This is a genomic window from Thermoplasmata archaeon, from assembly GCA_036395115.1.
Taxonomy (GTDB): Archaea; Thermoplasmatota; Thermoplasmata; order RBG-16-68-12; family RBG-16-68-12; genus RBG-16-68-12.
This window is the reverse complement of sequence record DASWDU010000043.1, coordinates 1-24,156: the sequence shown is the minus strand read 5'-3', so window position 1 is coordinate 24,156 and position 24,156 is coordinate 1. Positions and strand designations below refer to the sequence as shown.

General features: G+C 62.4%; 23 protein-coding genes. 9 read left to right on the top strand and 14 right to left on the bottom strand.

The genetic code is table 11. From position 1 onward, the window contains the following. Positions 1-27: 27 nt before the first annotated feature. From VF992_10525 to VF992_10475, 11 genes are all read right to left on the bottom strand, one after another. Complete coding sequence (locus VF992_10525) at positions 28-1,209, bottom strand: glycosyltransferase (protein ID HEX9341583.1); 1,182 nt, start codon at positions 1,207-1,209, stop codon at positions 28-30. Between the two features lie 87 nt (positions 1,210-1,296). Then, positions 1,297-2,355, bottom strand: a complete 1,059-nt coding sequence (locus tag VF992_10520) for a glycosyltransferase family 4 protein (protein ID HEX9341582.1) — start codon at positions 2,353-2,355, stop codon at positions 1,297-1,299. Positions 2,356-2,510: 155 nt separating this feature from the next. Further along, complete coding sequence (locus VF992_10515) at positions 2,511-4,118, bottom strand: hypothetical protein (GenBank protein HEX9341581.1); 1,608 nt, start codon at positions 4,116-4,118, stop codon at positions 2,511-2,513. A gap of 35 nt (positions 4,119-4,153) precedes the next feature. Then, a complete protein-coding gene (locus VF992_10510; GenBank protein HEX9341580.1) occupies positions 4,154-5,266 on the bottom strand; it encodes a glycosyltransferase family 4 protein in 1,113 nt (370 codons plus the stop codon). A 71-nt stretch (positions 5,267-5,337) separates the two neighbouring features. Continuing rightward, entirely contained in the window at positions 5,338-6,378 is a 1,041-nt protein-coding gene (locus VF992_10505; protein ID HEX9341579.1) for a hypothetical protein, read from the bottom strand. Between the two features lie 2 nt (positions 6,379-6,380). Then, positions 6,381-7,511, bottom strand: coding sequence for a DegT/DnrJ/EryC1/StrS family aminotransferase (locus VF992_10500; GenBank protein ID HEX9341578.1), 1,131 nt, complete (start codon positions 7,509-7,511; stop codon positions 6,381-6,383). 62 nt (positions 7,512-7,573) lie between these two features. Beyond that, positions 7,574-8,233 (bottom strand): GNAT family N-acetyltransferase, encoded by a 660-nt coding sequence (locus tag VF992_10495; protein HEX9341577.1) that lies wholly within the window; start codon positions 8,231-8,233, stop codon positions 7,574-7,576. A 353-nt stretch (positions 8,234-8,586) separates the two neighbouring features. After that, positions 8,587-9,318, bottom strand: a complete 732-nt coding sequence (locus tag VF992_10490) for a class I SAM-dependent methyltransferase (GenBank protein ID HEX9341576.1) — start codon at positions 9,316-9,318, stop codon at positions 8,587-8,589. After that, positions 9,315-10,295 (bottom strand): GNAT family N-acetyltransferase, encoded by a 981-nt coding sequence (locus VF992_10485; protein HEX9341575.1) that lies wholly within the window; start codon positions 10,293-10,295, stop codon positions 9,315-9,317. Before VF992_10485 ends, VF992_10490 begins: the two co-directional genes overlap by 4 nt. Positions 10,296-10,298: 3 nt before the next feature. Then, the gene (locus VF992_10480) at positions 10,299-11,090 is read right to left on the bottom strand and encodes a polysaccharide deacetylase family protein (protein HEX9341574.1); all 792 of its coding nucleotides are present in this window, start codon (positions 11,088-11,090) and stop codon (positions 10,299-10,301) included. Positions 11,091-11,200: 110 nt separating this feature from the next. Then, the gene (locus VF992_10475; GenBank protein ID HEX9341573.1) at positions 11,201-12,274 is read right to left on the bottom strand and encodes a hypothetical protein; all 1,074 of its coding nucleotides are present in this window, start codon (positions 12,272-12,274) and stop codon (positions 11,201-11,203) included. A gap of 132 nt (positions 12,275-12,406) precedes the next feature. On the opposite strand from VF992_10475, the gene VF992_10470 reads away from it, so the two are divergent. From VF992_10470 to VF992_10435, 8 genes are all read left to right on the top strand, one after another. Beyond that, positions 12,407-12,979, top strand: a complete 573-nt coding sequence (locus VF992_10470; GenBank protein HEX9341572.1) for an acyltransferase — start codon at positions 12,407-12,409, stop codon at positions 12,977-12,979. A 40-nt stretch (positions 12,980-13,019) separates the two neighbouring features. Then, entirely contained in the window at positions 13,020-14,120 is a 1,101-nt protein-coding gene (locus tag VF992_10465) for a DegT/DnrJ/EryC1/StrS aminotransferase family protein (GenBank protein HEX9341571.1), read from the top strand. Between the two features lie 57 nt (positions 14,121-14,177). Further along, entirely contained in the window at positions 14,178-14,531 is a 354-nt protein-coding gene (locus VF992_10460) for an SHOCT domain-containing protein (protein HEX9341570.1), read from the top strand. Positions 14,532-14,677: 146 nt separating this feature from the next. After that, positions 14,678-15,211, top strand: coding sequence for a hypothetical protein (locus tag VF992_10455; protein ID HEX9341569.1), 534 nt, complete (start codon positions 14,678-14,680; stop codon positions 15,209-15,211). Positions 15,212-15,278: 67 nt separating this feature from the next. Further along, a complete protein-coding gene (locus VF992_10450) occupies positions 15,279-16,067 on the top strand; it encodes an ABC transporter ATP-binding protein (GenBank protein HEX9341568.1) in 789 nt (262 codons plus the stop codon). Between the two features lie 3 nt (positions 16,068-16,070). Next, positions 16,071-17,612, top strand: a complete 1,542-nt coding sequence (locus VF992_10445) for a hypothetical protein (protein HEX9341567.1) — start codon at positions 16,071-16,073, stop codon at positions 17,610-17,612. Between the two features lie 62 nt (positions 17,613-17,674). Beyond that, entirely contained in the window at positions 17,675-18,433 is a 759-nt protein-coding gene (locus VF992_10440) for an ABC transporter ATP-binding protein (protein ID HEX9341566.1), read from the top strand. A gap of 36 nt (positions 18,434-18,469) precedes the next feature. Beyond that, positions 18,470-21,340: an FtsX-like permease family protein gene (locus VF992_10435; protein HEX9341565.1), complete on the top strand. Its 2,871-nt coding sequence runs from the start codon at positions 18,470-18,472 to the stop codon at positions 21,338-21,340. Between the two features lie 26 nt (positions 21,341-21,366). Here the strand turns inward: VF992_10435 and VF992_10430 are convergent, their stop codons facing one another. The 3 genes from VF992_10430 to VF992_10420 all read right to left on the bottom strand — a co-directional run bounded on the left by VF992_10430 (position 21,367) and on the right by VF992_10420 (position 23,607). Continuing rightward, on the bottom strand, positions 21,367-21,531 hold the full coding sequence (locus VF992_10430; protein ID HEX9341564.1) for a YHS domain-containing protein: 165 nt from the start codon (positions 21,529-21,531) through the stop codon (positions 21,367-21,369). Between the two features lie 81 nt (positions 21,532-21,612). Continuing rightward, on the bottom strand, positions 21,613-22,233 hold the full coding sequence (locus VF992_10425) for a Rab family GTPase (protein ID HEX9341563.1): 621 nt from the start codon (positions 22,231-22,233) through the stop codon (positions 21,613-21,615). Positions 22,234-22,281: 48 nt separating this feature from the next. Then, complete coding sequence (locus VF992_10420) at positions 22,282-23,607, bottom strand: DNRLRE domain-containing protein (protein HEX9341562.1); 1,326 nt, start codon at positions 23,605-23,607, stop codon at positions 22,282-22,284. 117 nt (positions 23,608-23,724) lie between these two features. On the opposite strand from VF992_10420, the gene VF992_10415 reads away from it, so the two are divergent. After that, on the top strand, positions 23,725-24,156 hold a 432-nt coding region (locus tag VF992_10415), incomplete at its 3' end, for a Gfo/Idh/MocA family oxidoreductase (protein ID HEX9341561.1).

Sequence of the window (24,156 nt, the reverse complement as noted above, 5' to 3'; positions counted from 1 at the left end):
CACCAAGAGACGCCATGGGTATCGAACTCAACCCCGCGCATGCTCCCCGTCGCGAAGGCTCAGGAGAGCGGCCACGTGTTCGTAGAACGGTTTCAAGACCTGCGTCCAGGCCAGCGAGGAGGCCGCCGCCTCGGCGTTTTTTCGAAGTAGACCCAGGGCCTTCTCGTCCGACAGGAGGGCAGCTGCCTCTTGGGCGAGCTCTTCGGGAGTCTCACAGACACGCCCGATCCCATACTTCCGGACGAACTCCGCCTGCTCCGAATCCGACGGACCGAGGAAGAGGATTGGAATCCCGGCGACAAGATAGTCGTAGGCCTTCGTGCTCACAGCGGCCTTATAGAGAGGGTTCCTAGTCAGGGCAACCAGACCCGACTTCGCCCTGCAAGTCCATCTCGCGACCTCGGACCAAGGAACTGGGGGACGGAGATCCGCGTTTCCAGTCAGTCCGTGAGCGGCGAGATCTCTCTCCAGCTTCGCTTTCACGGGTCCCTCTTCGATTCCAAGGAAGAGGACGCGAAGACTGCGACGCAAGGAAGACAGGCGGGCCAGGAACTGGAGCATTCCGTCATTATCGTAATAGTCGCGTGGCGGCCCGACATGAATGATGTCGTAGTCCGGGCGAACTCCCGCGTCGGATCGAGTGGAGAGATCCGCGCCTCGTGGTACCAACATCAACGTTTGGGAATTCAGTCGGTAGCGATCCGCAAGCAGCCCTAGTTGGGTCTTGGTAACACCGACCACGAGGTTGCCGCGAGACAGCGCGAACCTCTCGATGGACCGCCGCAGCCAGTTGCGAATCCGGCCGGGATGGAATTCGCCCAACAGAATCCACGAGTCGAGCACATCAAACACGACAGGGATTCTGAGCAACTTGGCAACAAGCAACGGCTCCATGAGGATGAACGGAGAGTATCCGGAGATGACCACAATGTCTGGCCGGAATTCTCGAAAGGAGTTGACATATTCACGAATGCTCAGCGGGAACGCAATCACCGCCGCGGGAGACTGAAGTTGTTGCCGTCGGGTTTCGTATGTGGTCAGGCGTCGAACGCGCCCATCGTTTCGGCTCGTCTCCTCCGCCGATTCTTCATCTCTTGGGACCACAAGGAGGACGTCCCACCCTCTATCGGTGAAGAACTCTCGAAGGGCATGTATCCTAGTCCCTGCCGCGGTCGCCGCGGAATGTGAATCGATGAACTCCGAAATCACCATGAGTCGCGAGCGGATCCCTCCACAATCGTCAGGTCGCTGCCCAGAGATCTGGTGTGACCGCAGTGAGGTTGTCTCAGCATTCTGTCAGCCTCTCTGTTTCGACTCGGGGTGCATTGCGTCTATGAGAGAGCTGTAAAGCTCAAGATGACGGGCGCACAACATTCTGCCGTCCAAGTCGCGGAGCGCCTTCGTGCGCGCTTCCCTGGCGAGGGTTCTCCCCAAATCCGGGTCCTTGAGCACCCGTAGGACCTCCTTCGCGAGCGCCCCGGGATCATTCGGGGGGACCAAGAGGCCGGTTACGCCTTCGTCTATCCGCTCGTGGAGGCCGCCGACCCGAGACGCGATCACGGGCAACCCACACGCCATGCCCTCGGAAACTGCGACCGAGGCGGGCTCTGGCCAGGAGGATGGACACACAAGTATGTCCGCTGCTTGATATGCGGCGAGTACGTCCTCAGCAGACAATGCACCAGGCATTGCGACCCTTCCTTGGAGTGCGTACGTTCGGATATCCGCTTGACATCGGGCGATGAATGACTTGCCACTCGGGTCTGTACCAAATGGGCCAACAATGAGGAGGCTGGACTGAGGATCTGCTTCGAATATTTCTTTGCAGGCGGCGATGAGGACGTCGACTCCTTTTTCGGGTACGACGCGTCCAACGAAAAGTAGGATGTGCCTTTGGGTTGGATCGTTGAGCCACGCGCCGATCCTTGTCCGCGCGGCTCTCCGTTCCTCGACGCTCGGCGGGTGGAACCGAGACGTATCGACCGCTCCTGGGATGACGACTACGTTCGTGGCTTGAAGGCCTACAGAGCCGAATTGTGTACGAAGAGCCTGTGACACGAAAACGACCGCATCGGTGCGTGGTAGCAGGCGAGCGAGCGACGCTGACGGCTTGTCGAGTGGAGAATGGAATGTGTGGGCTGTTGGCGAACCGAGTGCCTTCGCAAGGACGCCGAGTAGCAAGCAATAACTCGCGCTATGCGAGTGGACAACCAGGGGGCGGCTCACTCGTTGGAGCCTAGTAACACGTCGAATCGACTGGATTATGAACGCTGCAACGAAGATCAGATGAACAGTTCGCCACCAAATCTTGCTTCCTCGCGCCGTTTCGTCAAGCCGATTGAAATTTTCTGGCATCGCGGAAATTTTCGTCTCAATCCCTTGGCTCCTAAGTCCTCGGACGAGCTCCGCGAGATACTCTGAAATTCCACCAATCTGTGGAGCGTATGCATTGGTAATCAGTAGGACTCGAAACCCTTTGCCCCTAGCCCTTGGCCTGTGAATTTCGCGGCCTATCCCCTGAACCAGATTGTCACGGCTCCGTTCTCGTACACGATGTATGAGGAAGAGGGGAGCACGGACGCAAGGTACAGAGAAGACCTATCGTATGCGTACGAGAGAAAGGTATGAGGCCTCATCGTGTCGACCGCAATGTAGTGCACATCGTATGTGAGAAATTGCTGCTCCGCAACGCCGGGTTCAACATAATACAACATTGCTTCCCAATCCGATTCTACGTTGCGAAGCCCAAGCGCAACATAGATCTCGTCGGTGTTGAACGAGATGGTTGTGACTGGGACGAGCTGAACACGGACCTCTTCGGGAGGAATGAATCGCCACGGGAGTTCTTGCGGACCAGTCCAGTGAAGAGATGCGCCTCCCAGTGGCAAAGTGGGCCTTCCGCTGAAGGCCGCGAGCTGGCCGGCAATCAGACCGTCATTCGAAACTATTGTGCCCGACGCCTTGTATCGTAGAAAGAGAGCGGCAGAGTACGACGAATCAGAAACCGCCGCGTCGGTTCCATAGTGCCCGCTCCAGTAGTCCTTCATTCCCCACGAGAATGCTGCCGAGCCAAGGACTACGACAGTGAGGGCGACAGTGACGATCTTGCGCCGGTTGAATCGCAGCGCCATGAGGCCAAACACCGACAGGAAAATGAAGAGGGGAATTAGGAATTCCGCGATATAATCGCGGAGGGAAAGCAAAGGGAGAAAAAGGAGGGTGGCGGTCAGAACAAACTTGTCCGTAGCCTCTTTCGGGCGCCGCCAGACATAGGCGAGAAGTCCAAGAGGTGCGAGGGCGAACATGGGACCCACCTTCCCCGACAAGCTAACGCCCATGTTTGCGACCAAGATTGGAAACGCGTCGCCTTGGAGATATGCACTTGTGCGGTACTGGTCAGTGATGTTCGCGCCTAAGATTCCTGGATACAAGAACTGTAAGTAGAAAATTCCGAGAAAGATGACGACGGCTGACCCAGCGATTGCGTATCGCGTTTGCGTCTCGTATCTGACAAGCGCGAACCTAAGCCTCTGGGTAACCTTGTGGAATGGGATCGCGAATATGTACGCGATCAAGAAGAAAAGAGACAGGACTCCCATTCTGTGAATTGCGGCCAACAAGATGAAGAGGATGAAGGCGAGTGCCGCCTCCCGATATACCTGCTTCCTCATTGACGTGACGAGTAGGGCGAGAAACGCCGGTAGCAAGCCCACAACAAATCCACGAGTGGAGGCAACCCAAAATGTGTCCTTGATGAAGAAAGGAGCCAACGGGAACAGGAGGGCGACAAGAAGGGCAAACGAGTCATCTCGCCGAATTGTCCTTGCGAAAATGAACGAGCCCAGGCACCCGACAACGGCGACAAGCCACCCGAACAGGAGTGTCATCAATTCTATGGGTGCGCCACTAGTTTCCGTACCGCTCGCGAAAATGAACGGGACTGCACTGGGATAGGATAGCGCGTAGAGCCCGAAATAGGAGAAAGGATGCAGGATCCATGAGGCACGCCCTTCCTGAACAATGCTCGCTGTGAGGGAGTGCACGAATGTGGTGTCGGCACCTAATTCATGCGTAACATCAACTGGGTATCGAAAGACGATGTTGATGAGGGCCAACACGATTAGACAACAGTGGATGGTTCGTTTTCTTAGGATCATCGCACGAGACTCTCGAAGATTGATTTTAGTAGAAGAACGTTATCCCGCGAGAATCGGTTTTGCACAATTCGGTAGTTTCGCTGACCCGATTTGCTGCGGAGTGCTGCGTCCGCGCCGAGTCTCCAGAGCGCTTCAGAAAGCTGATCGGGATCGCGTTCCGATACTAGTATCTCTTCAACGAGCTCGGGGATGCCGGCGTGCTTGGTCGCGACAACCGGAAGCGCATGCGCCATCGCTTCCATCAGGGCAACGGGGATCCCCTCACGATCGCCGGTCCCTGCGGTCTCGGATGCAAGACAGAAGATATCAGCGCGTCTGTAAAGTTGGTCCAGTTCTGCATTACTGACTCGGCCAAGAATTCTCACGCGGTCTGCGACGCCAAGCCGGATTGCCAAGGCTTCGATGTTCAATGGTCCTGACCCGACTAGCCACGCTTCGTAGTTCTTTGGCAGGCGAGAAATTGCCCGCAGGAGGGTCGAGTGGCCTTTTTTCTCTACGAGCCGAGCAACAGTAAGAATAATCACTTTCCCTTGACCGTTAGGCTCGTGTTGCGGGTCTGGGGGGATGTCGGCGAACATTGGAACAACCGAAATTTTCTCCGCCGGGGCTCCCCACGTGTCGGTCAGCACGGAGCGATTATGCTCTGCAATCGTCACGATGGCGTCGATTTTCGAAAGCGCATGTTTAAACATGCGCGGGTTCGGGTTGTCGTAGAGCTCGTACGCGTGAATTGTAGCAGAGACCGGGAGCCCGGTTAGAAGGCCGCAAAAGTAGGCGATAAATAACTTGTGATCACCGAAGTGGCTGTGTATCTGCTTGAGCCCACACTTCAATATTGTCTCGGCGAAGGAGACGGCCAAGATGAAGTCAATCACCGAGTTCATTCGGGTGGCTTCGAAAAGTGCTTTCAAGTAAGGACGAGAATCGGCTGTAACCCATCGCAAATGAGCGCCGATCACGCGAACCAAAGTTGGCCGATAGACAGGCCAATCCTTAGCAGGCATGTAGGGCCCCGTTCCAACCCTCGTCGGAAACATCACAACTAGCACTCCGTGTGAACGGAGCTCGCGGATTTCTCGGTAGACGAAGCTGTGTAGCCCGTTGGTCATCGATACGACATAAGCTATCTTCAAATCGGACCGGTCGCCTTCCGCCTCACTTAGCCCTGCCTTCACAGCACTCAGTGAAGGACCCCCATGAGACTGTGGATTTGTTGCAGGACGAACTGTGTCACGTCGCTGGTTGCGTCAAGAAGCTGCCTTCTGCGTCCGAGCCACTTTTCCTTCAGGTTCGGGTCGCTCAGCCAAGCTTCCGCCTGGCTAATTGCGTCTTCAAGGGTGGAGGTGGACCTGCCGAGTGCAAATCTGTTCTCTTGTTCGTCGAGGTAGCTTCGGCCGATCGGAGAAACATAGAGCCATGGAGTACCTAGTAGGCCGGCTTCTGCAGCCATCTTGGCCCCTTCGCCACAATACACTGATGCGTAGTGAAGCAGGGAATGAACATCATTCAATGGGACTTGACGGACGAGTTTGAGAAGCGACGACGGAAGGGGGACTTCACTGCTCGCAAAAACTGGGCCGTGTCTCGCCAAGCTCCGAATTAGAAGGTCCTTCCCGGCACTCGATTCGAGGCCTGTTCGAACTCGAACCAAATCATGGCTTGAATCCCAAGAAGAAAACCGTACCACGGAAAATGGCTGGCCAGGTAGCAGGCCCAGCTGCTCCCGTATCCCGGTTGAAAGGGTGAAGTATTCCGGCCGCAGATACATCGACTCTACGTAACCATCAAATCTGACGTGGATTGCATTCTTGAATGACTTCCGGAAACAGGCCGGAGTGCAAACTACATCCGTGAACGGGATGGTGACACCAAGGGTCAACGTGGCGTTCTCAGTATCGATTATCGCCAGATGCGGAACGCCGAGAATCGCGCTGGCTTGAGCGCTGTATGGCATGCCGCCACTGAGCATGAGCTGTATATGTAGTCGTCTGGACTCGCGAAGTACATCCAATGTATTGTAGGCCATTCCGACAGCTTTGCCTGCGATCGTGGGGAAGTTACGCCCGACTGGGATGAATGGAATCTGCAAGGCCCGCAAGAGGGCGAACGTGGTTTCTTTCCCGCGGGCGAACAAGACAACGTCATGCCCTTCGGCGAGTAGCGCCCTGTAGACTGGCCTCCAGTAGTGCACATGAGCTGGATGACCCACCTCGATCGACACTCTCATCGGACCACAGTCCGTACAGCATCGAACAACTGGCCCGCAACTCGCTCGACCGAATCGGCGTTGTTACCGGTAAGAACCGGTATTGCAAGCACTGTCTTGGATAGGTGCTCAGCGACAGGCGCGCCACCCCTGTATCCGAAACGACGCGACGCAGATTCCGGGACTCCGTCATACATCTCGATTGAGTCGATCTCAAATCTGAGCAGCGCCCGCGCCAAAAAGTCGCGACGAGCTCTGGAACCACAGTTCAATGCGAGGACCCACTGATCAGATGTGCCCCCCGGTTCGGTCAGCTGTGGTCTAATTTCATTGCCCGATCCATCAATCGCCGCGTCCGTGAGGACCTTCCATGCGTCTTGTTGGAACGGAACTCGAGACTTATAGGACGAGAGCTTGGAGATGACGAGAGCCAACAACTGGACGTCAGCGGTCGCGTATTCGCGAACGTTGTGTGCCATCGGGTCAAGGGCCCGTTCGAACGTTCGGCCGAGTTCATAGGCAAACATGCCGTACCATGGTTTCCTGTACATCGCCGAGATGGCACTTGACTGAATCCCACGGGAGGCACGTTCGCCCCAAGTCTCAGGTGGGATTCCGCCCGCAACCCGCTCGAGGGACTCCGCCTCCTTCTTCCCAGCAGCAATAGCAGCTCCGAGGCGGCCGATGGAAACGGGTTTCCCGAGGCCGAACGAATAAATCGCCCCAATCCCCTGAGTCCCTACTCGTCGCCCATGCATCGTGCTGAACAATGCGTGAGCGCAGTCCTCAATGACAGGAATGGATCGCCCGTCGGACAATGTATGGACATCAACAGGGTTGCCGAACAAGTGCACTGCGACCACAGCGGCGACGGCGTCTTGCCGATCGAGTTGAGAAGCGGGAAGAATCATTGTCTCCGGATCGACATCGAGAAACACCGGCTGGCATCCAGCGTGAACGACTGCCTCAAAGACAGCCTCGCACACAAATAGCGGGACCCCGACTTTGCTGCCCGCGGGAAGAGAAAGGCTCTTGAGCAAAACGTGGAGGCCTGCCCGACCACTATTCAGAAGAAGGCCTGCTCCCCGTTGGATTGGTAGGCCGTCCTCCGATCGGACACGGTTGTCACCGTGCAAACAAGCCAGCATATCGCGCGTGGAAAAGTCAACCCAAAGCCTTGGCCTCAGGCCAGGCCGTCCTGAGGTATGGGTCATCGACTCAGCCGCCGGATCATGCGGAATAGGCCGAAACCTCGAGAAGCCAACCCGAACTTCCACGGCTTCGGGACGAAAGTATAACGGCCCACATCGACGGTCGCCCCGCCGAACTGCTTCTTGAACGAAACAAAACCTCTTGCGTCTCCTGGGGGCCCTCCGCCTCCCATCTCGAAGAAAGAGAGCCCGTGGGCACGGCTCCATCGAATCGCTTCCCAAATCACGACGTCGTTGGGGTAGAATCGGCTTGCCGAGGGATCCGATGAAGATCCCGCGTACCAGTTCACACCAGAACGACCGTCGACTGCAACCACACAGGTCGCGAGAGGCCTGTCTTTGTGCTTGGCGGTGAGGATGCAAAATCTGTCTCGTGCGAAATTACGGAATATCTCTGAGAAGAAACGAACGGGTTCGAGAGGAAAACGTGCTCGTTTGTGGGTCTGGAGCAAGAGTTGATAGGCCTGTTCAACGTCCTCGCGGTTCTCCGCAGTCCACACCGAGACTCCCCGCTCCGTCCCCTTTCGAATCCCGTACCGACGATCCTTGCTCATTCCAGCAAGAATGGACCTTTCGGGTCTCTCGATATCGACGAAGAAATCCAGCCACGGAGTGCGTTGGAAACCCGCCCCGGCAGCCGCCTGCTCTGGAATGGCCATTCTACCCGGGTAAATCCGAAGATATGTCATGGTGTCGCGCGTCTCTTTGATAATTTGCATGAGAAACGATGCCCAGTCTGAGGACGAAGAATCAGGCCTCATTACCGGACCGTGGCGAATGGTACCGTGAGAAGCCAATGCTCTGAGGAGCGGGGGCCCTTCGCGGAACAGCACAACTTGCGCGTAGCCTTTGAGCTCCCCGTCATCCACTCTTGAGAACCGAAGGACATCGTGACGGGTCTCTCTACTGTAGATGTCTCCCAAATCTGGATTCTGAAAGAACCTCCGTCCTGCCAAAGGTTCCCAAGGGACCTTCGATTGGTCAGTGATGGGTTCCACGGATAAGCTCAACTCTATTCCGCCTCTCCGAGCGCAAGGAGGCGAACGCCGCACCACCGGATCAGCGGAACGGCCGCAAGCATTCTCTCCGCAAAGACGGCAACTGTGAGAACTCTCCGAAGGAACTTCGGATGCGAGTTGGCAACGAATCGAGGGACAAATGTGACGCAGCGAATGCTTTTAACCTTGAATCCGGAGCAGACGAGGAGTTCCTTCAATTGGCGTCTATTGTAGGAGCGGTAGTAGTGGTATGGGATGCGCTCGTTCAGGAAACGTGGACTGCCCTCGCGAACAGCCAGACCTGTGAAACTCTGCCGGTTTCCGACCGCAATCAACAGCGTGGCCCCCCGCTTCATTACTCTCCTGATCTCGCGCATGGTAAATTCTGCCCGAGGCACATGCATGAGCACGAGTACTAGGAGGACAAGGTCGAAGGTCTCGTTCCGGAATGGCAAGCTCTCCACCCTCGAAACCACCTGGGGACCGACCGCCCTTTGAATATCGACCCCGATGGCCCAGAATCCCCGTCTAGAAAGTTCCCGTGCGACGTGTCCATCCCCGCATCCCAAGTCGAGAACGCACCTCGGACGCTCCAGAAGAAGCTCGGCAAGAGGTTCCCATACCAGCCTCGCGTCAATGTATTCTGTCCACGCATCCGGACGCGGACCCGAGGCCGCGCACCCGTCGATGCCGTCGCCCACTTCGACGACCCGAGCACCTGGCTGCATTGGCTTCAGTTGGCTCAAGACAGGAATCTCCAGAGTTCGTAGATTGAAGTTGCAACTCGTCGAGTCCATGGGTGATAGGTCTTCACGAACCTACCGGGTTCGATCTTTCGACCCCCGAACCGTCTCTTGAACTCCCCTGGGCCATAATCGGCGCCTGGTGCGCCGGCTCCTCCGAAGTCGAAGGTTGCACACTCGCAATGGATACCTTTCTGGAGGAGCTGCCAGATAAGCCATTCATCTGCGTGCATCGATCTGCCAAGCTCGGAAGACCCCGCATACCAGTCAAACAACGATCGCTTCCATCGAAGAACCAACCGCACGGCGCAAAGCGAATCCGACGAACGCGCGCCGCACGCCCACAAGTGTCCGGAATCCAAGAGCAGATCGAAAGCACTCGAAAAGAGGCTCCGATCAGCCAGTGGAACCTTCGCTCGAGAGTAGGTCGCTTTGAGGAGCTCGTAACAAGAGCCGAGATCTTGCGGGCCGAGCTCAACCATCTCGAGACCGAGGTTGTCCGCTCTCTCGATGGCCCTTCGGCGTGCCTTCGACATTCCACGCCATAGCTTGTCGAGTGTTTGGTCGAAGTCAACAACAAAATTCAGGTGGTCCTCCCACTCATATCCGACCGATTCGAAGGCAGCGCGGTCCTCAGGCGCCTTGAGGTTCCGTATCTGTGAGAAAACGGCTGAATTTCTCGCGAGCTCGTCGACGGCATTCAGTACCGCCGGAAACAGATCGTGTTGACCGATAGGCCCACCGACGATTACAACTCTTGAGGATAGCCGAGCAAGCACCTGCCGGGAGAACGAGACGATTGCTCCCGAGACTAGCGCTGCAATCTCACCTCCCGATTCAACGGCGAACACGAACGGGCGATACCCAGTTGTTTTCCGAAAGACCGATCTCAACCGGGGACTCTGGAATATGCTCGACTCTGGATTGGCATCAAGAAATCGGTTCCAGGCCGGGTCTGGAACATCGCTCAAGACCTCCATGAATCAGTCCACCCACACCCTGGCGACGAAATCTGCGAGAGATACTGCATCGAGGTCGCCGGTCAGTGAGAGCGCGTACGGACTGCCATTTGGCCAGTTCCCCGGTTGGCCTCCTCGTGAAATAGCCCAAGCTGAGGCTTGGGCGAGCGACGCCTTCCACGCGCCGTCATCGGACGCTTTTTGTAGGACGAGATTCAGGGCATCCGAGAAAAAGTCGAACCGCTCAGGATGAATCTGAAGGACCAGATGGCGGCCAGATCTCGCCGCATGCTCGACCATCGTCCCGAGGATTCTTGAAAGCGTAGAAGATCTGCGGATGCCGAGCCCGTCAACAAGGATTTCGTCATCGGGGAGTGCCACCGGGAACTCGATCAGAGACGCTGTTGCCGCGTCGGCTCGACGTGTCAGGGAGCGGAAATTCGCATATCGCATCCCCGAAAGGCTGGACACGGACTGATAAGCGGGGTCGCTTTCTGGCAAGAACAGGTCAGGCAGACTGGAGTCATAGACAAAGCCGTTCGATCTCAGAATTGCGTACGTCGCTGGATGAAGCCTCAGATACGGAGCTCGGAACCCGGTCGTCTGGACTCCGTGCCGTATGAAGGCCGCCTTCGCTCCTGCAATATCCGCATTCTGCTCTTCGATCGTCAAGTCGGCGTAGGACACGTGATTGTAGCCGTGAATCGCCAAGTCCACTCCGCTGAGGGAGGTCACGATTCCCGGGTGCCGGTCAAGAGCGGACGCAGTCACGGGGATGGTGGCATCCAATCCCCACCGATCTGCAAGCGAAATCATTCGTCGAAGCCGTCTCACAATCCGGTCAGGACGAAGCCCATATCGGGCGGGAACGAAAGCAACCCGTCGAATAGTCCCGGCAACCCCCTTGGAAAATTCCTGCGATTGCATCAATTCACACCCAGCCCGATCGCAAGGATTCCACTGATAAGGTAGAGAGCCAAGAGTGTTCGGACGAGATTCCGCTCGGTCATGGGATGATGCGAGAGCATGAGGTAGGCCAACGTATAGCGTCCTGCGCCTCTCGGTGGCGACAATCTGCCAGAAGGGTCGAGGATGGGATTTCGACATGCCTGCTTCCTTTCATCGTTTCGGCCTGCGAGTCCAAAGTACAGGGTCGCTCCGGCTTCGTAGAACGCAGGCGCGATTGCGATCAAGCCGTAGAATTCCAAATGGCCTAGGATAGCGCCGGCGGCGAATGCCGCACCAAGGCCCAGTGTCCCGATGTCCCCGATGAACACATGTGCGGGGAATCGGTTGAAAACGTATAGCCCGAGGGAGCAGCCGAGCAGGGCCGCGAAGATGAGGGTCGCAAAGTCCGCGCTCTGCCGGAGAGTTCCTAAGGCGAGCAGGCTGCCGGACACAATCGCAATCTGCCCACTCTCCAGACCGTTGTAGCCTGCAGACATGTTCATCGCGTTCGCCACCCCAGTCACGCCAATCGGCACGAAGACGAGCCAGTAAAGCAAGTAGAGACCCGGAGCGAAGGCGATCGAGTACCCGAACGGAAGGTCGATTACCTCCGGACCCAAGTGAACGAGCAGGAGTGGAAGCGCGGCGAACCCGACGACGACGGCTTTCAACCTTTGCTTGATGCCGGAGATGTCGTCAATCAGCCCGATCATCGACGCCATGAAGAACACGCTAATCGCAGCCAGAAAGGGCGGTTCGGCCACGTTACCGATCAGTTTCTGCATCCCTACGACGACGCTGAGGGAGACTGAGAACGCAAAGAGCGCGGCGATCCCACCGAGCTCGGCGACGTTCGTCTTGCTCGCCTTGTTCACGTCCTGACCGACCATCCCACCCGCGCGCATCTTGCGGATCAGCGGCGGCATCAAGACGACGACGAGTCCAAACGAGAGGACGAGTGCGACCAGCGAGCCGATTCCGTCAGAGAGGTCTGTTAAAGGCAGGGCCAGAGCATGCTGTCCGCTGCTTGAGCTAGGCCCTATCGCGCCCACAAAGCGGGAGCGTGTCAAGAGCCTATTTCAAGCCTCAGCCGTGGTTCTCGGAGGCGATACTGGCAGGCTCAGGAAGTGTACTCGCGCGGACGGAAGTTTTCATATCAGCACGCGGATGAGGGCTCAGCTCCCATGGTGACGCGGATCCATCCGACCGCAGAGGTCGCATCGTCCGCTTCAATCGGGGACGGGACGTCTATCTGGCACTGGGCGCAGGTTCGGGAAGGAGCTTCGGTCGGTCGTGGATGCAGCATCGGGAAGGACGTTTATCTCGATGTCGACGTCTCGATCGGGACCGCTTGCAAAATCCAGAACTTCGCCACAATCTACCGTGGAGTCCGAATTGGCAATCGCGTCTTCGTCGGCCCCCATGCGTGCTTCACGAACGACCCGTACCCAAGGGCCGTGAGCCCGGACTGGCAGGTCGTGCCGACCAGCGTCGAGGACGGCGCTTCGATCGGCGCGAATGCGACGATTCTATGCGGCATCACGATCGGCCGGAACGCGATGGTGGCCGCCGGCGCGGTCGTCACCAAAGACGTCCCGCCGCACGCCCTCGTCGCGGGCGTCCCCGCCAAGATCGTCGGCTGGGTCTGCGAGTGCGGTCGGCCGCTCGACCGGAATATGCGCTGCGCCCACGACGGCAAGTCGTTCCCCAAACTGAAGACACGGCCGAGGAAGGCCCGTTCCCGCCCTCGGAAGTGAGCAGCGAACCTTCATACGACGGACGCGATTCGCGGCTCCGATGATCCCGATCGCCCGCCCGATCCTCGGGGAGGACGAACTCGCCGCGGTCAAGGATGTCCTGGCGTCCGGAATGCTCGCCCAGGGCGAGAAGGTGAAGGCGTTCGAGGACGCGTTCGCCCGGGACGTCGGCCGGAGGCACGGGATCGCCCTGGCGAGCGGCACCGCAGCTCTCCATATCGCCCTCCTCGCCCACGGCATCGGCCGGGGACGCGAGGTCGTGATCCCGCCGCTCACGTTCTTCGCGACCGCCTCGACCGTCGTCTTGTGCGGCGCGAAGCCCGCCTTCGTCGACGTCGAGAGAGCGTCGTACAACCTCGACCCCTCGAAGGTCGCGGCCGCCTTCACCCGTCGGACCGCGGCGGTCGTGCCCGTCCACCTGTACGGCCAGACGGCGGAGATGGACCCGATCGTCGCGGCGGCGAAGGACCGAGGCGTCCCGGTGATCGAGGACGCGGCCCAGGCGCACGGCGCCGAGTACCACGGCCGCAAGGCGGGCAACCTCGGCGACACGGCCTGCTTCTCCTTCTACCCGACGAAGAACATGACAACCGGCGAGGGCGGCATGATCGTCACGGACGACGACGCCATCGCGGCGAAGGCCCGCCTCCTGAGGGACCAAGGGCAGGCGTCGAAGTACGAACACGTGCTCGTCGGCTTCAACTACCGGATGACGGAGATCGCCGCGGCGATCGGCCTCGTTCAGTTGCGCAAGCTCGAGGGCTGGGTCAAGCAGCGTCGGGCGAACGCCCGCGCCCTGACCAAGGGGCTCGAGGGCCTCGACGGACTCACCGCGCCCGTAGAGGGCAGCGGGATGGTCCACGCGTACTACCAGTACGTCGTCCGGCGAGAGGACTCGTTTCCGATCTCCCGGGACGACATCGTGCTGACCCTGACCGAAGCCGGCATCGGATGCCGGCCGTCGTATCCCATGCCCCTCTACGAGCAGAAAGCGCTGCAGGACCTCAAGATCCGCGGGCGCACCCCCGTCGCGGAGGACGTCATCCCGCGCCTCTTCGAGCTTCCGGTCCATCCCGGCGTGGGCCCGGGGGATCTCGATCGGATCATGGAGGCAGTCGAAGGGCTCGCCCGGGAGGCTTGAGCCCGACCGGCATCGGCACCGCGTAGGTTCAAATAACCCGGGGCCGTCGAGCGACCCATGGCGACGTCCGCGCCCCACCTTCGTTCGGATCCGGCGTTCTGGATCGTCTTGGCGGCCGCGCTCGGGATCCTCGCGACCCTCGCATCGGGGAACGGGTGGTGGTTCGAGTTCCTGCGGCCGCGCCTCTCCTCGGCGGACGGATGGACCCTCCGAGGCGTCGTGGGCATCGCGTTCGCGGCGGTCGCGCTCGTCTTCGCGGCCAAGGCGGTCTGGATGACGCCGCCGTCCGCGGGCGCCGCTCGGACCCCGCTGCCTGCGCAGGCGATCCTCGACGCTCGCTACGCAAAGGGGGAAATCACGCGCGACGATTACCTTCGGATGCGCTCGGACCTCGAGGGCCCGAAGCGCTGAGGTGAACCCCCATCGAGGCCGCGCAACTCGCTCGGATCCTGCACGAAGGCGCGGAGCTCGAGAGGGCACTCCGGTGGGAGCAGGCCGCCGCCGCGTACGCGAGCCTCGTCGCGGAACTCGGCGGGTCGGGTCGGGAGGCGCGGGGCATGCGGGCGATCGCGCTCCTGCGGCAAGGCAACGCGCTCATGGAGCTGCGACGGTGGGACGAGGCCCGGGCCGCGCTGGATACGGCGCTCGATGCCGCGAAGGCCGCAAGAGAACCCGAGGTGCTCGCCCAGGCCCTCCTCGCCGCGGGCGTCTTCGCGGCGAACCGCGACGACCCCAAGCGGGCGGAGGCGTTCCTCCTGGACGCGCTCGACCGATTTCATCGGGAGGACGACCGGGCGTCCCTCCAGGGCCGTGGATGGGCGTTCCTGAACCTCGCGTCCGTCTACGGCATGACAGGCCGGCTCGACCTCGCGTTCGTGACGTTCACGAAGGCGCAAGACGTCCTCGGGGCCGCGGAGGACTGGGCCGGCGTCGCGGCCGCGTGGGAGGCGCAAGCCCAGCTCCGCCGGGCGATCCACGATGAGGACCGCTGGCGGGAAGACCTCGCCGAGGCCGTCGTGTTCTACGACCGCGAGGGGATGAAGGCGAAGGCGGACCGCCTGCGGGCGATGCTCGGCAAGAAGCTCGTCTGATCCGCCGCGCGGGGATCCCGTGCGACCCTTCAAGTGGGATGGATGCGCTCTCTATCACGATATCGGCATGGCGCTCTCGATCGACGTCCAGCAGCTCTGGAAATCGTACGACAAGCAGGCGGCGCTCCAGGGCCTCTCGCTCCAGGCCTACGAAGGCGAGATCGTCGGCCTGATCGGCCCGAACGGGGCCGGGAAGACGACGACGCTGAAGATCCTCGTCGGATTGCTGCGTCCCGACTCCGGCATGGTGCGCGTAAACGGGCACGACGTCCTCGCGGACCCGGTCGCCTACAAGGCGGACATCGGGTACATGCCCGAGGCGCCGACCCTGCCGGAGTACCTCACGCCAGCGGAATTCCTCGGCTACGTCGGGCGGATCCGCGACCTGCCGAAGGAGCGGGTCGCCGCGCGGACGTCCGAGCTCTTGGCGTTCTTCGACCTCGCGCCGAAGGCGGACGAGACGATCGCCTCGCTGTCGAAGGGCATGAAGGCGAAAGTCGCGTTCGCGGCCGCGATCCTGCATGAGCCGCGCACGCTCATCCTCGACGAGCCGCTCATCGGCATCGATCCGGCGGGGCAGCACCGCCTCAAGGACCGGCTCGCGTCGATGGCGCGGGAGGGCCGCACGGTCCTCGTGTCGACGCATCAGCTCGACACCGCGGAGCGGCTGTGCAAGCGCGTGGCGATCGTGAACCACGGGCGGAACGTGGCAACGGGCGACCTGGCCGCGCTCCGGGCGCAAACCCACCTCGAGGAGGCGGGGAGCCTCGAGGAGATCTTCCTGCGGCTCACGGAAGAAGCGCAGATGCCACCGGTCGAGCCGCCGCGGCGCCGCTCCTGGTTCCGGAGGTCGTGAGGCGTGGGACGCTCGCTCGCCCTGTTCACGTACAAGCTGCGGTTCTTCCTCGGTCCCTCCCTCCGCGGCCGCTTCGGTCCGCTCATGTACGTCGCCCTGATCCTGATCTTCATCCCGTCGAGCGTTGCGATCGGGATCACGATGGGCGCCACCTTGCGGACGTCGGACGCCGCGCAGTCGATCCGAATCCTGTCGACGCCGCTCGCCGGACTCCTGTCGCTCGGCCTCCTGTTCTCCCTCGGCCGGGGCGTCACGGCCCACGCGTCCGAGTTCGATTTCTTCATGACGGCGGGCGTGCGGCCCCGCGAATACCTCGCGGCCGACCTCGTGTTCCAATTCGTCTCCCTCTTCGCCGCGGGCGGCCTCGCCGCGGGCGTCGCGGCGCTCGCGATGGTCGTGTCGCTGGGCCTTCCGGTCGTCGCAGTCATCCCGCTGTTCGCCGTCCTCGCGACCTACGCATTCTTCATCCTCATGACGTCACAAGTCCTCGTCGTCTTGCGCGTGCGCTACCCGCACGCCCCGGTCCGCGTCGTGACGGCCGCATTCCTCGTCCTATCGGTCCTCGCCGCGATCGAGTCCGCGGGGACCGGCTTCCCGCTGCGGTTCGAGGGCCTCCCGATCCCGCCGACCGCGTTCGCGTCGCTCGGCGTCTCGATCCTCCGGGCGGAACCTCTGCGGTGGGCCGACTTGGCGACGGCGGTCGCGTACGTCGCGGGCATCGGCGTCGCGTGGGCCGGCCTCTCGAACACGTACATCTTTCACGGCATCCGCCCGACCCTGTCGGCGGGGTTCGGGCAGGTGGACCTCGTCACCCGGTTGGAGATGCAGCGTCGGATGACCGCGGGGCTGGGCTTCGTCACGACGCGCGTGCGCCTCCGGACGGACCGCGGCTCCGAGACGGGACTCATGGCGCGCCTCCATCTCATCCGGATCTGGCGGGACGGGAGCGTCCTCTTCGTCGTCCTGTTCGCCCTCATCGCGATCTTGCCCGCGGGGCTCAGCGCCGCCGGCCCGGCCGGCACCGCCGCGATCACGGTGACGCAGACGCTCACGTTCCTGCTCGGGATCCTCGCGATGAACTGGGCGTTCTACGAGCGGGACAACCTGTGGATCGTTCTGACGTCCGCGAAAGGATCCGGCGCGTACTTCCGCGGCCTCATGATCGGCTTCGCGGCGATCGGCATGGGGACCACGGCCGCGTTCCTGGCGATCCTCGCGGTGACGCGCGCGGTCGCCCTGCCCCTCGAGTTGCTGGCGCTCCCGGTCGCTTCCCCGATCGCGGCGGCGTTCGTCGCGACCGCGCTCATGACGCGCGTCAAGCTGAAGCCGGCCGCGTTCTCGTTTGCCGCCCTCGGGATCTTCTTCCTCGTTTCGATCGGAGGGTTCCTCGGGGGCCTCGTGGCCCAAGCGGCGGTCATCGGGGCCGGCGCGCTCGTCGGTGTCGCATCCTTCGCGCAAGCCGTGGTCCTCGGCGCATTCCTCGTCGGGCTCACCGGCTTCGGCCTGTGGGCCGTCACCCGGCTCGCCGCGTCGTTCCGCCTGTGAGCGGATTCCGGCAAAACCTTCATCTACGCCGGCTCCCTCCGACGGCCGTCCGGAGAGGGACCTTGGCCGCCGAGACCGTGATGCAGCCGGCCGCCACCGCGGATACCGCCGCGGCGCCGCGGGCCGAGGACCGGATCGTGATTGCGCGGAAGCTCGTGAAGACGTACGACAGCGGGGAGGTCGAGGTCCACGCGCTCCGCGGCTTGAATCTCGACGTCCGGAGGGGCGAGATGGTGGCGGTCATGGGGCCGTCCGGTTGCGGCAAGACGACGCTCCTGAACTGCCTCTCCGGGATCGATGACTTCACGTCGGGCGAAGTGTGGATCGCGGCGCAGCGCCTTTCGACCTTGAGCGACAACGCGAAGACGGACTTCCGCGCGATGAAGATGGGCTTCATCTTCCAGAACTACAACCTCCTGCCCGTCCTGCGTTGCGTCGAGAACGTCGAGCTACCGCTCCTCGTCCGCGGGGATCCTCCGAGGACCGCACGACGGAGAGCGGGGGAAGCGCTCGCGGCGGTCGGCCTCGACAAGGACGCTCTGAAGAAGCCCGCGGAGCTGAGCGGGGGGCAGCAGCAGCGGGTCGCGATCGCGCGCGCGCTCGTGAACGAGCCGGACATCGTCTTCGCGGATGAGCCGACGGGGAATCTCGACTCGGAGACGTCGCGGGAGGTCGTCGATCTGATGAAGCGCCTGCACCGCGAAAAAGGGCTCACGTTCATCATCGTCACGCACGACGCGGCCGTCGGCAACCAGACGCAGCGCGTCGTCGTCATGCGGAACGGCCTGATCCTGAAATCCTTCCGGCCGACGCCGACGTGAGGTGGTCCGCTGGACACCTCCGTCACCTACCTCCTCGTGGTCGGGGCCGTCTGCCTCGCCGTCGTCGGGTGGGCGGGGCGGAAGCGCTTCCCCCTGCGGATCGGCGCGGGAAACTTCTTCCGCCGCAAGACTCAGGTCGCGATCGTCGTTGCGGGCCTCCTGATCGGGACCGCGATCATCACCTCGTCGTACGTCATCCAGAGCACGTTCGACTACACCGTCCGGAGCGCGGTCTTCCGGGCCCTCGACGTCGTCGACGAGGTCGTCTTCGCCGCGTCGCCGGACGGGACCCGGCTCCCCTTCTCCGTCCAGGTGTACGATGCCCTCCGGGCGAACCTCTCCGCGGGGGCGATGCCGGACATCGCGAGCGTAGCCCCGCGGTATCACCTCGGCGCGGCGGTCGTCGACCGTACGACCCTGCTGTTCGATCCGACCGTGACCGTCATCGGCTTTGACCCCGCCCGCGATCTCGGCGCGTTCGTCCGGGCCGACGGCACCTCGTGGGACGGCACGGGGCTCCCATCGGGCGAGGCGATCATCAACGGCAAGCTCGCGACGTCGATCGAGGCGAAGGCGGGGGACACGCTCAACGTCAGTCTCCGCGGCCCCCTCGGGCCTGTGACGTTCAACGTGACGGTGAGCGAGGTGGTCCGCGACGCGCGGCGCGGCGCGTGGAACGACGGGGAGAACCTCTTCGTGCTGCTCTCGTATGTTCAGTTCGCGCTCGGCGAGATGGGCGACATCAACACGATCACCGTGGCAAATGTCGGCGGGCCCACACAAGGCTACCTGCGGTCAGGCGACGTGGTGCGGGAGATCACGCCGCACCTTCCCGCCGTGCCGACGTTCACTGTCGCGAAGGCGAAGGCGGATTCAATCGACGGCGCGAGCCGGAACGTCGATCAGCTGAGCCAGGTCTTCGTCCTCCTCGGATTCTTCACGATCATCGCGGGGGTCCTGCTCATCATCAACATCTTCGTCATGCTCGCAGAGGAGCGGAAAGGGGAGATGGGCGTCGCCCGCGCCCTCGGAATGCGGCGGACAAACCTCGTGCAGAGCTTCGTCTCGGAGGGCCTCCTGTACGCCCTTTTGTCGTCGGTCGCCGGGACGTTCGCGGGGCTGCTCGTCGCCGGCGTCATCCTGTGGGGCTTCTCCCAGGTCTTCGGCGCAAATGCGTTCGGCGGAACGGGGTTCATCCTGACGTGGACCGATTCCGATCTGATCAACGGATTTGCAATCGGTTTCCTGATCACGATGGCGACAATCGGCATCGCATCGTGGCGGGTCTCGAGGCTCAACATCGTCCGGGCGATCCGGGATATTCCGGAGCCCGTCCAGCACCGCTCGACGCGCGGCCAGGTGGCGATCGGATCGGTCCTCGCAGTGCTCGGAGCTGCCGGGCTCCTCCTGGCACTCGCGCGCCAGAGCCTGCTCCTGCAAGACGTCGGGCCCGTCGGACTGGCATTCGGCCTGGCGGTCGTCACGATGCGTGTCCTGCCGCCGAGGGGCGTGTTCACCGCGGCTGGCTTGTTCATCATCGCGTGGGTCCTGAGCCCGCGGAAATTCTTCAGCGTCGCGACTGCGGATATCACGCTCTTCATCGTCGCAGGTCTCCTCCTCGTCCTCGGCGGCCTGCTCATCGTCATGTTCAACAGCGACTCGATCCTCGCGGTCGCGACGCGACTCGTCCGCCGCCGCACGTGGCGGCCCGTCGTCCGGACCGCAATCGCATATCCGATGAACAAGAAATTCCGGACCGGCGCGACGCTCGCGAGCATCGCCCTCGTCATGTTCACCATCGCGACGATGTCGGGCATCCAGGCCGAGGTGAGTTCGTCCATCACGACGACGAGCGCCCGCGAGAGCGGTGGATTCGACCTATTCGCGACAGCACTGATCCCGATTCCGACCTGGGACCAAGCGTTCGCGAACTATTCGGACCAAGCGACGCAGCAGAATTTCACCGCGGATCGAACCCTCTCCCTTTCCCAAGCGCGCGTGCGGATTTCCACGGACGCGGCCCTCGCGGGTCCCCTCCATGATTACTCCCTGCTGGGAGTGGCGTCGGGAGCGACTGTCCGGTTCCCCCTCCAGGCTCGAGACGCGAATTACACGGACGACGATTCGGCATGGGCGGCCATACAGGCGAACCACAGCCTCGCGATCATCGATGGCTCCGTCGTTACGCAGAACTTCGGTCCGAACTTCGGGACCTTGGCGGCGACGGTCGGCAGCGTCTTCTACTTCCGTCCGAACGCGACCGCGGCCACTCGGAGCCTGACGGTCATCGGCATCCTGTACGAACAATTCACCCAGGGGCTCTGGGTCGCGTCGCCGACCGTCGCGTCGGTGCTGGGATTCGACGCCGCGAGCATCTTCTATCTCGAGGCCAACCCGGGCGTGGATGTGACGCGGGCCGGCCACGACTTGGAGCGATATTTCATCGAGCATCGGCTCATCACGCTGAATATCCGGGATTTCATCAACCAAATCCTCGAGGCGACAACGGGGGTGTTCAACCTCCTTGAAGCGTATCTGGCGCTCGGACTGATCGTCGGAATCGCGGGGCTCGGCGTGATCACGATGCGGAACGTCGTCGAGCGCCGACAGGAGACGGGCGCCCTGCGCGCGCTCGGCTTCCGCAAGTCGATGGTGCTGAAGTCGTTCTTGTTCGAACTCTCGTTCATCGCGCTGACGGGGATCGCGATGGGGATTGCCTTGGGCGTCGCCCTCTCCTACGACCTGTACCTCCGATTCTTCGCCGACCAAGCGATTTTCGTGATTCCGTGGGAACGGCTGCTCCTCCTCGGGGGCATCGCGTTCCTCGGGTCGGTCCTCGCGACCGCGAGCCCGGCAATCCGCGCGGCCCGCATGCCACCGGCGGAGGCGCTCCGCTCGCTCGAGTGAGCCCTGCATGCGGCGCCGGAGGCAGGTCAGTAGACGGCGGCCTTCTCGCGCCGCTCCAACGCCAGGATGCGAAAGTGTTCCGGCTTCCGATCGAACTTGAGCTGGCATTCCTCGGAGCAGAAGTAGTACGGCGTCCCCCGGTACCAGATCATCCAGTACGCGGTGTGGGCGTTGGTCGTCTTCCCGCACACGGGATCGAGCGGCAGACTCTCACGTTCCGAGGCGGCCGAAGGCGCCGGGCGATATGAACGCTTCGAACCCTTGGGGCGGGGCTAGAAGGCTTTCCCCGTCACGTAGACGGGCGGACGTTCCGCGGAGAGATGGACCCGCCCTTTCGTCGCCCGGGCCCGGGTGACGTAGAGCTCGCTCACGAGCCGGAAGGCCTCCTCGACGTTCTCCCCGGTCTTCGCGCTCGTCACGAGCCAGCGGCAGCCGATCGGGTCGCACACGTACGTCGCGGCCGCCTCGAGGCGCGGCAACGCCGCCGTGTCGGCCTTGTTGATCAGGACGACCGTCGGGACCTCGCCGCAAACGCCCCGGACCGCCTCGTACCATTCCGTGAGCAGATACACGGTCTCGAGCCGGGTCCCGTCGGCGACGAGCAGCAAGGCTCCCAGGTTGCTGAAGAACGCTTCCTTCAGGAGTTCGCGGAAGCCCGGATCCCCCATGATGTCCCAGACCGTCGCGCCCACGGTCAGCGGGACGCCCGGCTGGCCGGGATCGTCGATCGCGAGGATCTTCGAGGATACCTTCGTGCCGAGCGTGTGGATGTACTGTCCGTCGAACGTGTTCGAGACGAACCTCCGGACGAGGGACGTCTTCCCGACGCCCGGGTCGCCCGCGAGGCAGACCTTGAACGTGACGTCCGGACGGTCGAGGCCACCAGAGTGCATAGCACGCGGCGGTCGGTCGGTCGGGCCTATACCCTTTCGGGCCAATTATCACGCAAGCGAATTGGGCGCTCGGCGGCCCGTCCTCGGGAGGCCGTCGAGGAATTTGCGCAGGCGAGTCTCGATGTCCGCCACGCTCTCCCGGAACCCGTCCCACGCCGTCAACGTGGATCCGTGCATCTCCCGGACGGCTGCCAGGAAGGCCATCATCGACTCCGGAAGGTTCCGGGGCGCCTCGCCGGTCGAGACGACGGCGAGATACAGGGACGCGTCCTTCGCGATCGACACGTGCCGGTCGTCGACCTGGAGGCTCCGGAGCTCCCCCGGTCGTCCGGATCCTGGGGTGAAGGAATCCTTCACGAACCGCGCGACGAGGGTGAGCATCCCGGATGTCGCCAGCTCGTCGCGCAGCGCGCCCTCGGCCAGGGCCGCGTGGGCGACGAGGCGACCGTCCTCCAGGATCAGGAAGGCTTCGGTCGGTCGAAACGACACGCGGAAGGCCCGACGGGCCACGAGCCAGGCCGCGACGGCGATCACGGGGAGCACAGGCACCCAGATTGGCAGCCCGAACGCTCCTCCGACGGCCATGGGAGTCGTAAAGGTGATCGTCAGGCGAGGGCGTGCGCTCGCATTCGTCGAATCGCTGCTGGAGAACATCTTCTGACCGAGGACGTCCCTCGCTTCGTCGTCGACCTGGCGCAGGAGTAGACCGTGATTCGGGACGATGCCGGACCACCAGCCCTCGACGGTCGTCGTCACGTTCCACGCGTACCAGCCCAGGACGTCCGTCACGCCCGAAACGGCGTCCAGGGCGGCGGGATCGAAGTCCCCTCCGCCGGTGCCGTTGACGGTGGAGTTCCATTGCGTCACGCTGTCCTCCAGTTCCCACGACGAGCCGAATTCCGTCCATGGGCTCGTGATCCGGTAGACGCCGATCGTCATCGCGTCGTTCGTCGCGGCGGCCTCCAAATAAAGGCTCAGCGTCGCGGATCGGACCGTTGCGTTCGAGGGGAGCGACGACAGGGGGAACTGGACGATCGAACGGGTCCAGACGTTCGCGCCGTAGAACCCGACGTCCAGCGTTGAACCGCCGCCGAAGTTGGGGTCGGCCGGTCTCGCCAGGAGGGTGTTGTCGGATACGGCGGAAGGTGAATTCGGCATGTCGACGACCTGGAGGGGTCCCTCCATCGACGGGTCTGCGATCCGGACCGCGCCGGGGTCGGTGCGGAGATCGAGGTTCGTCCGAGAGACCGCCTGGCCGTCGTCGGCCGGATTCGAGAGCGTCCGTTCCGCGAGCCGCGTCACCGGGGGATCCGCCGTAACGGCCGGCGCGAGGGCGAGGAAGACGATCGCGACGAGGACCCAGCCCGTCCGCATCGTCCGGCCCGTTCGGCGGCGACGGCGTAAAGGTTCCCGAACCATTATCAGATGCGTCCTGCAGAGCGGCCCGCGCCGCGCGTTTATATCCCGACGCCTCATTCGCAGCGCGTGTCCATGCGCGTTGGCGTGATCGGCGTCGGGGCGATGGGCCAGAACCACGCGCGCGTTCTCTCCGAGATCGCGGACGTCGTCGGGATCGCGGACCCCGACGTCAAGGCGGGCGGCGCGGTCTCGAACCGGTTCAACATGAGCTACTTCACGGACCACCGCTCCCTGCTCAAGGAGGACCTCGACGCGGTGAGCGTGTGCGTCCCGACCCACCTGCACGCAGCGGTCGCGCGCGACGTCATCGCGTCGGGCACGGCCGTCCTCGTCGAGAAGCCCCTCGCCGGCACGGTGCCGGAGGCGCGGGGGATCGTCGACGCGGCGCGGGACGCCCACGTCGTCCTCGCCGTCGGCCACATCGAGCGGCACAACCCCACCATCGCGGCGATCAAGAAGGCGCTCGACGCGGGGCAGTACGGCGACCTCGTGACCGCGTCGGCG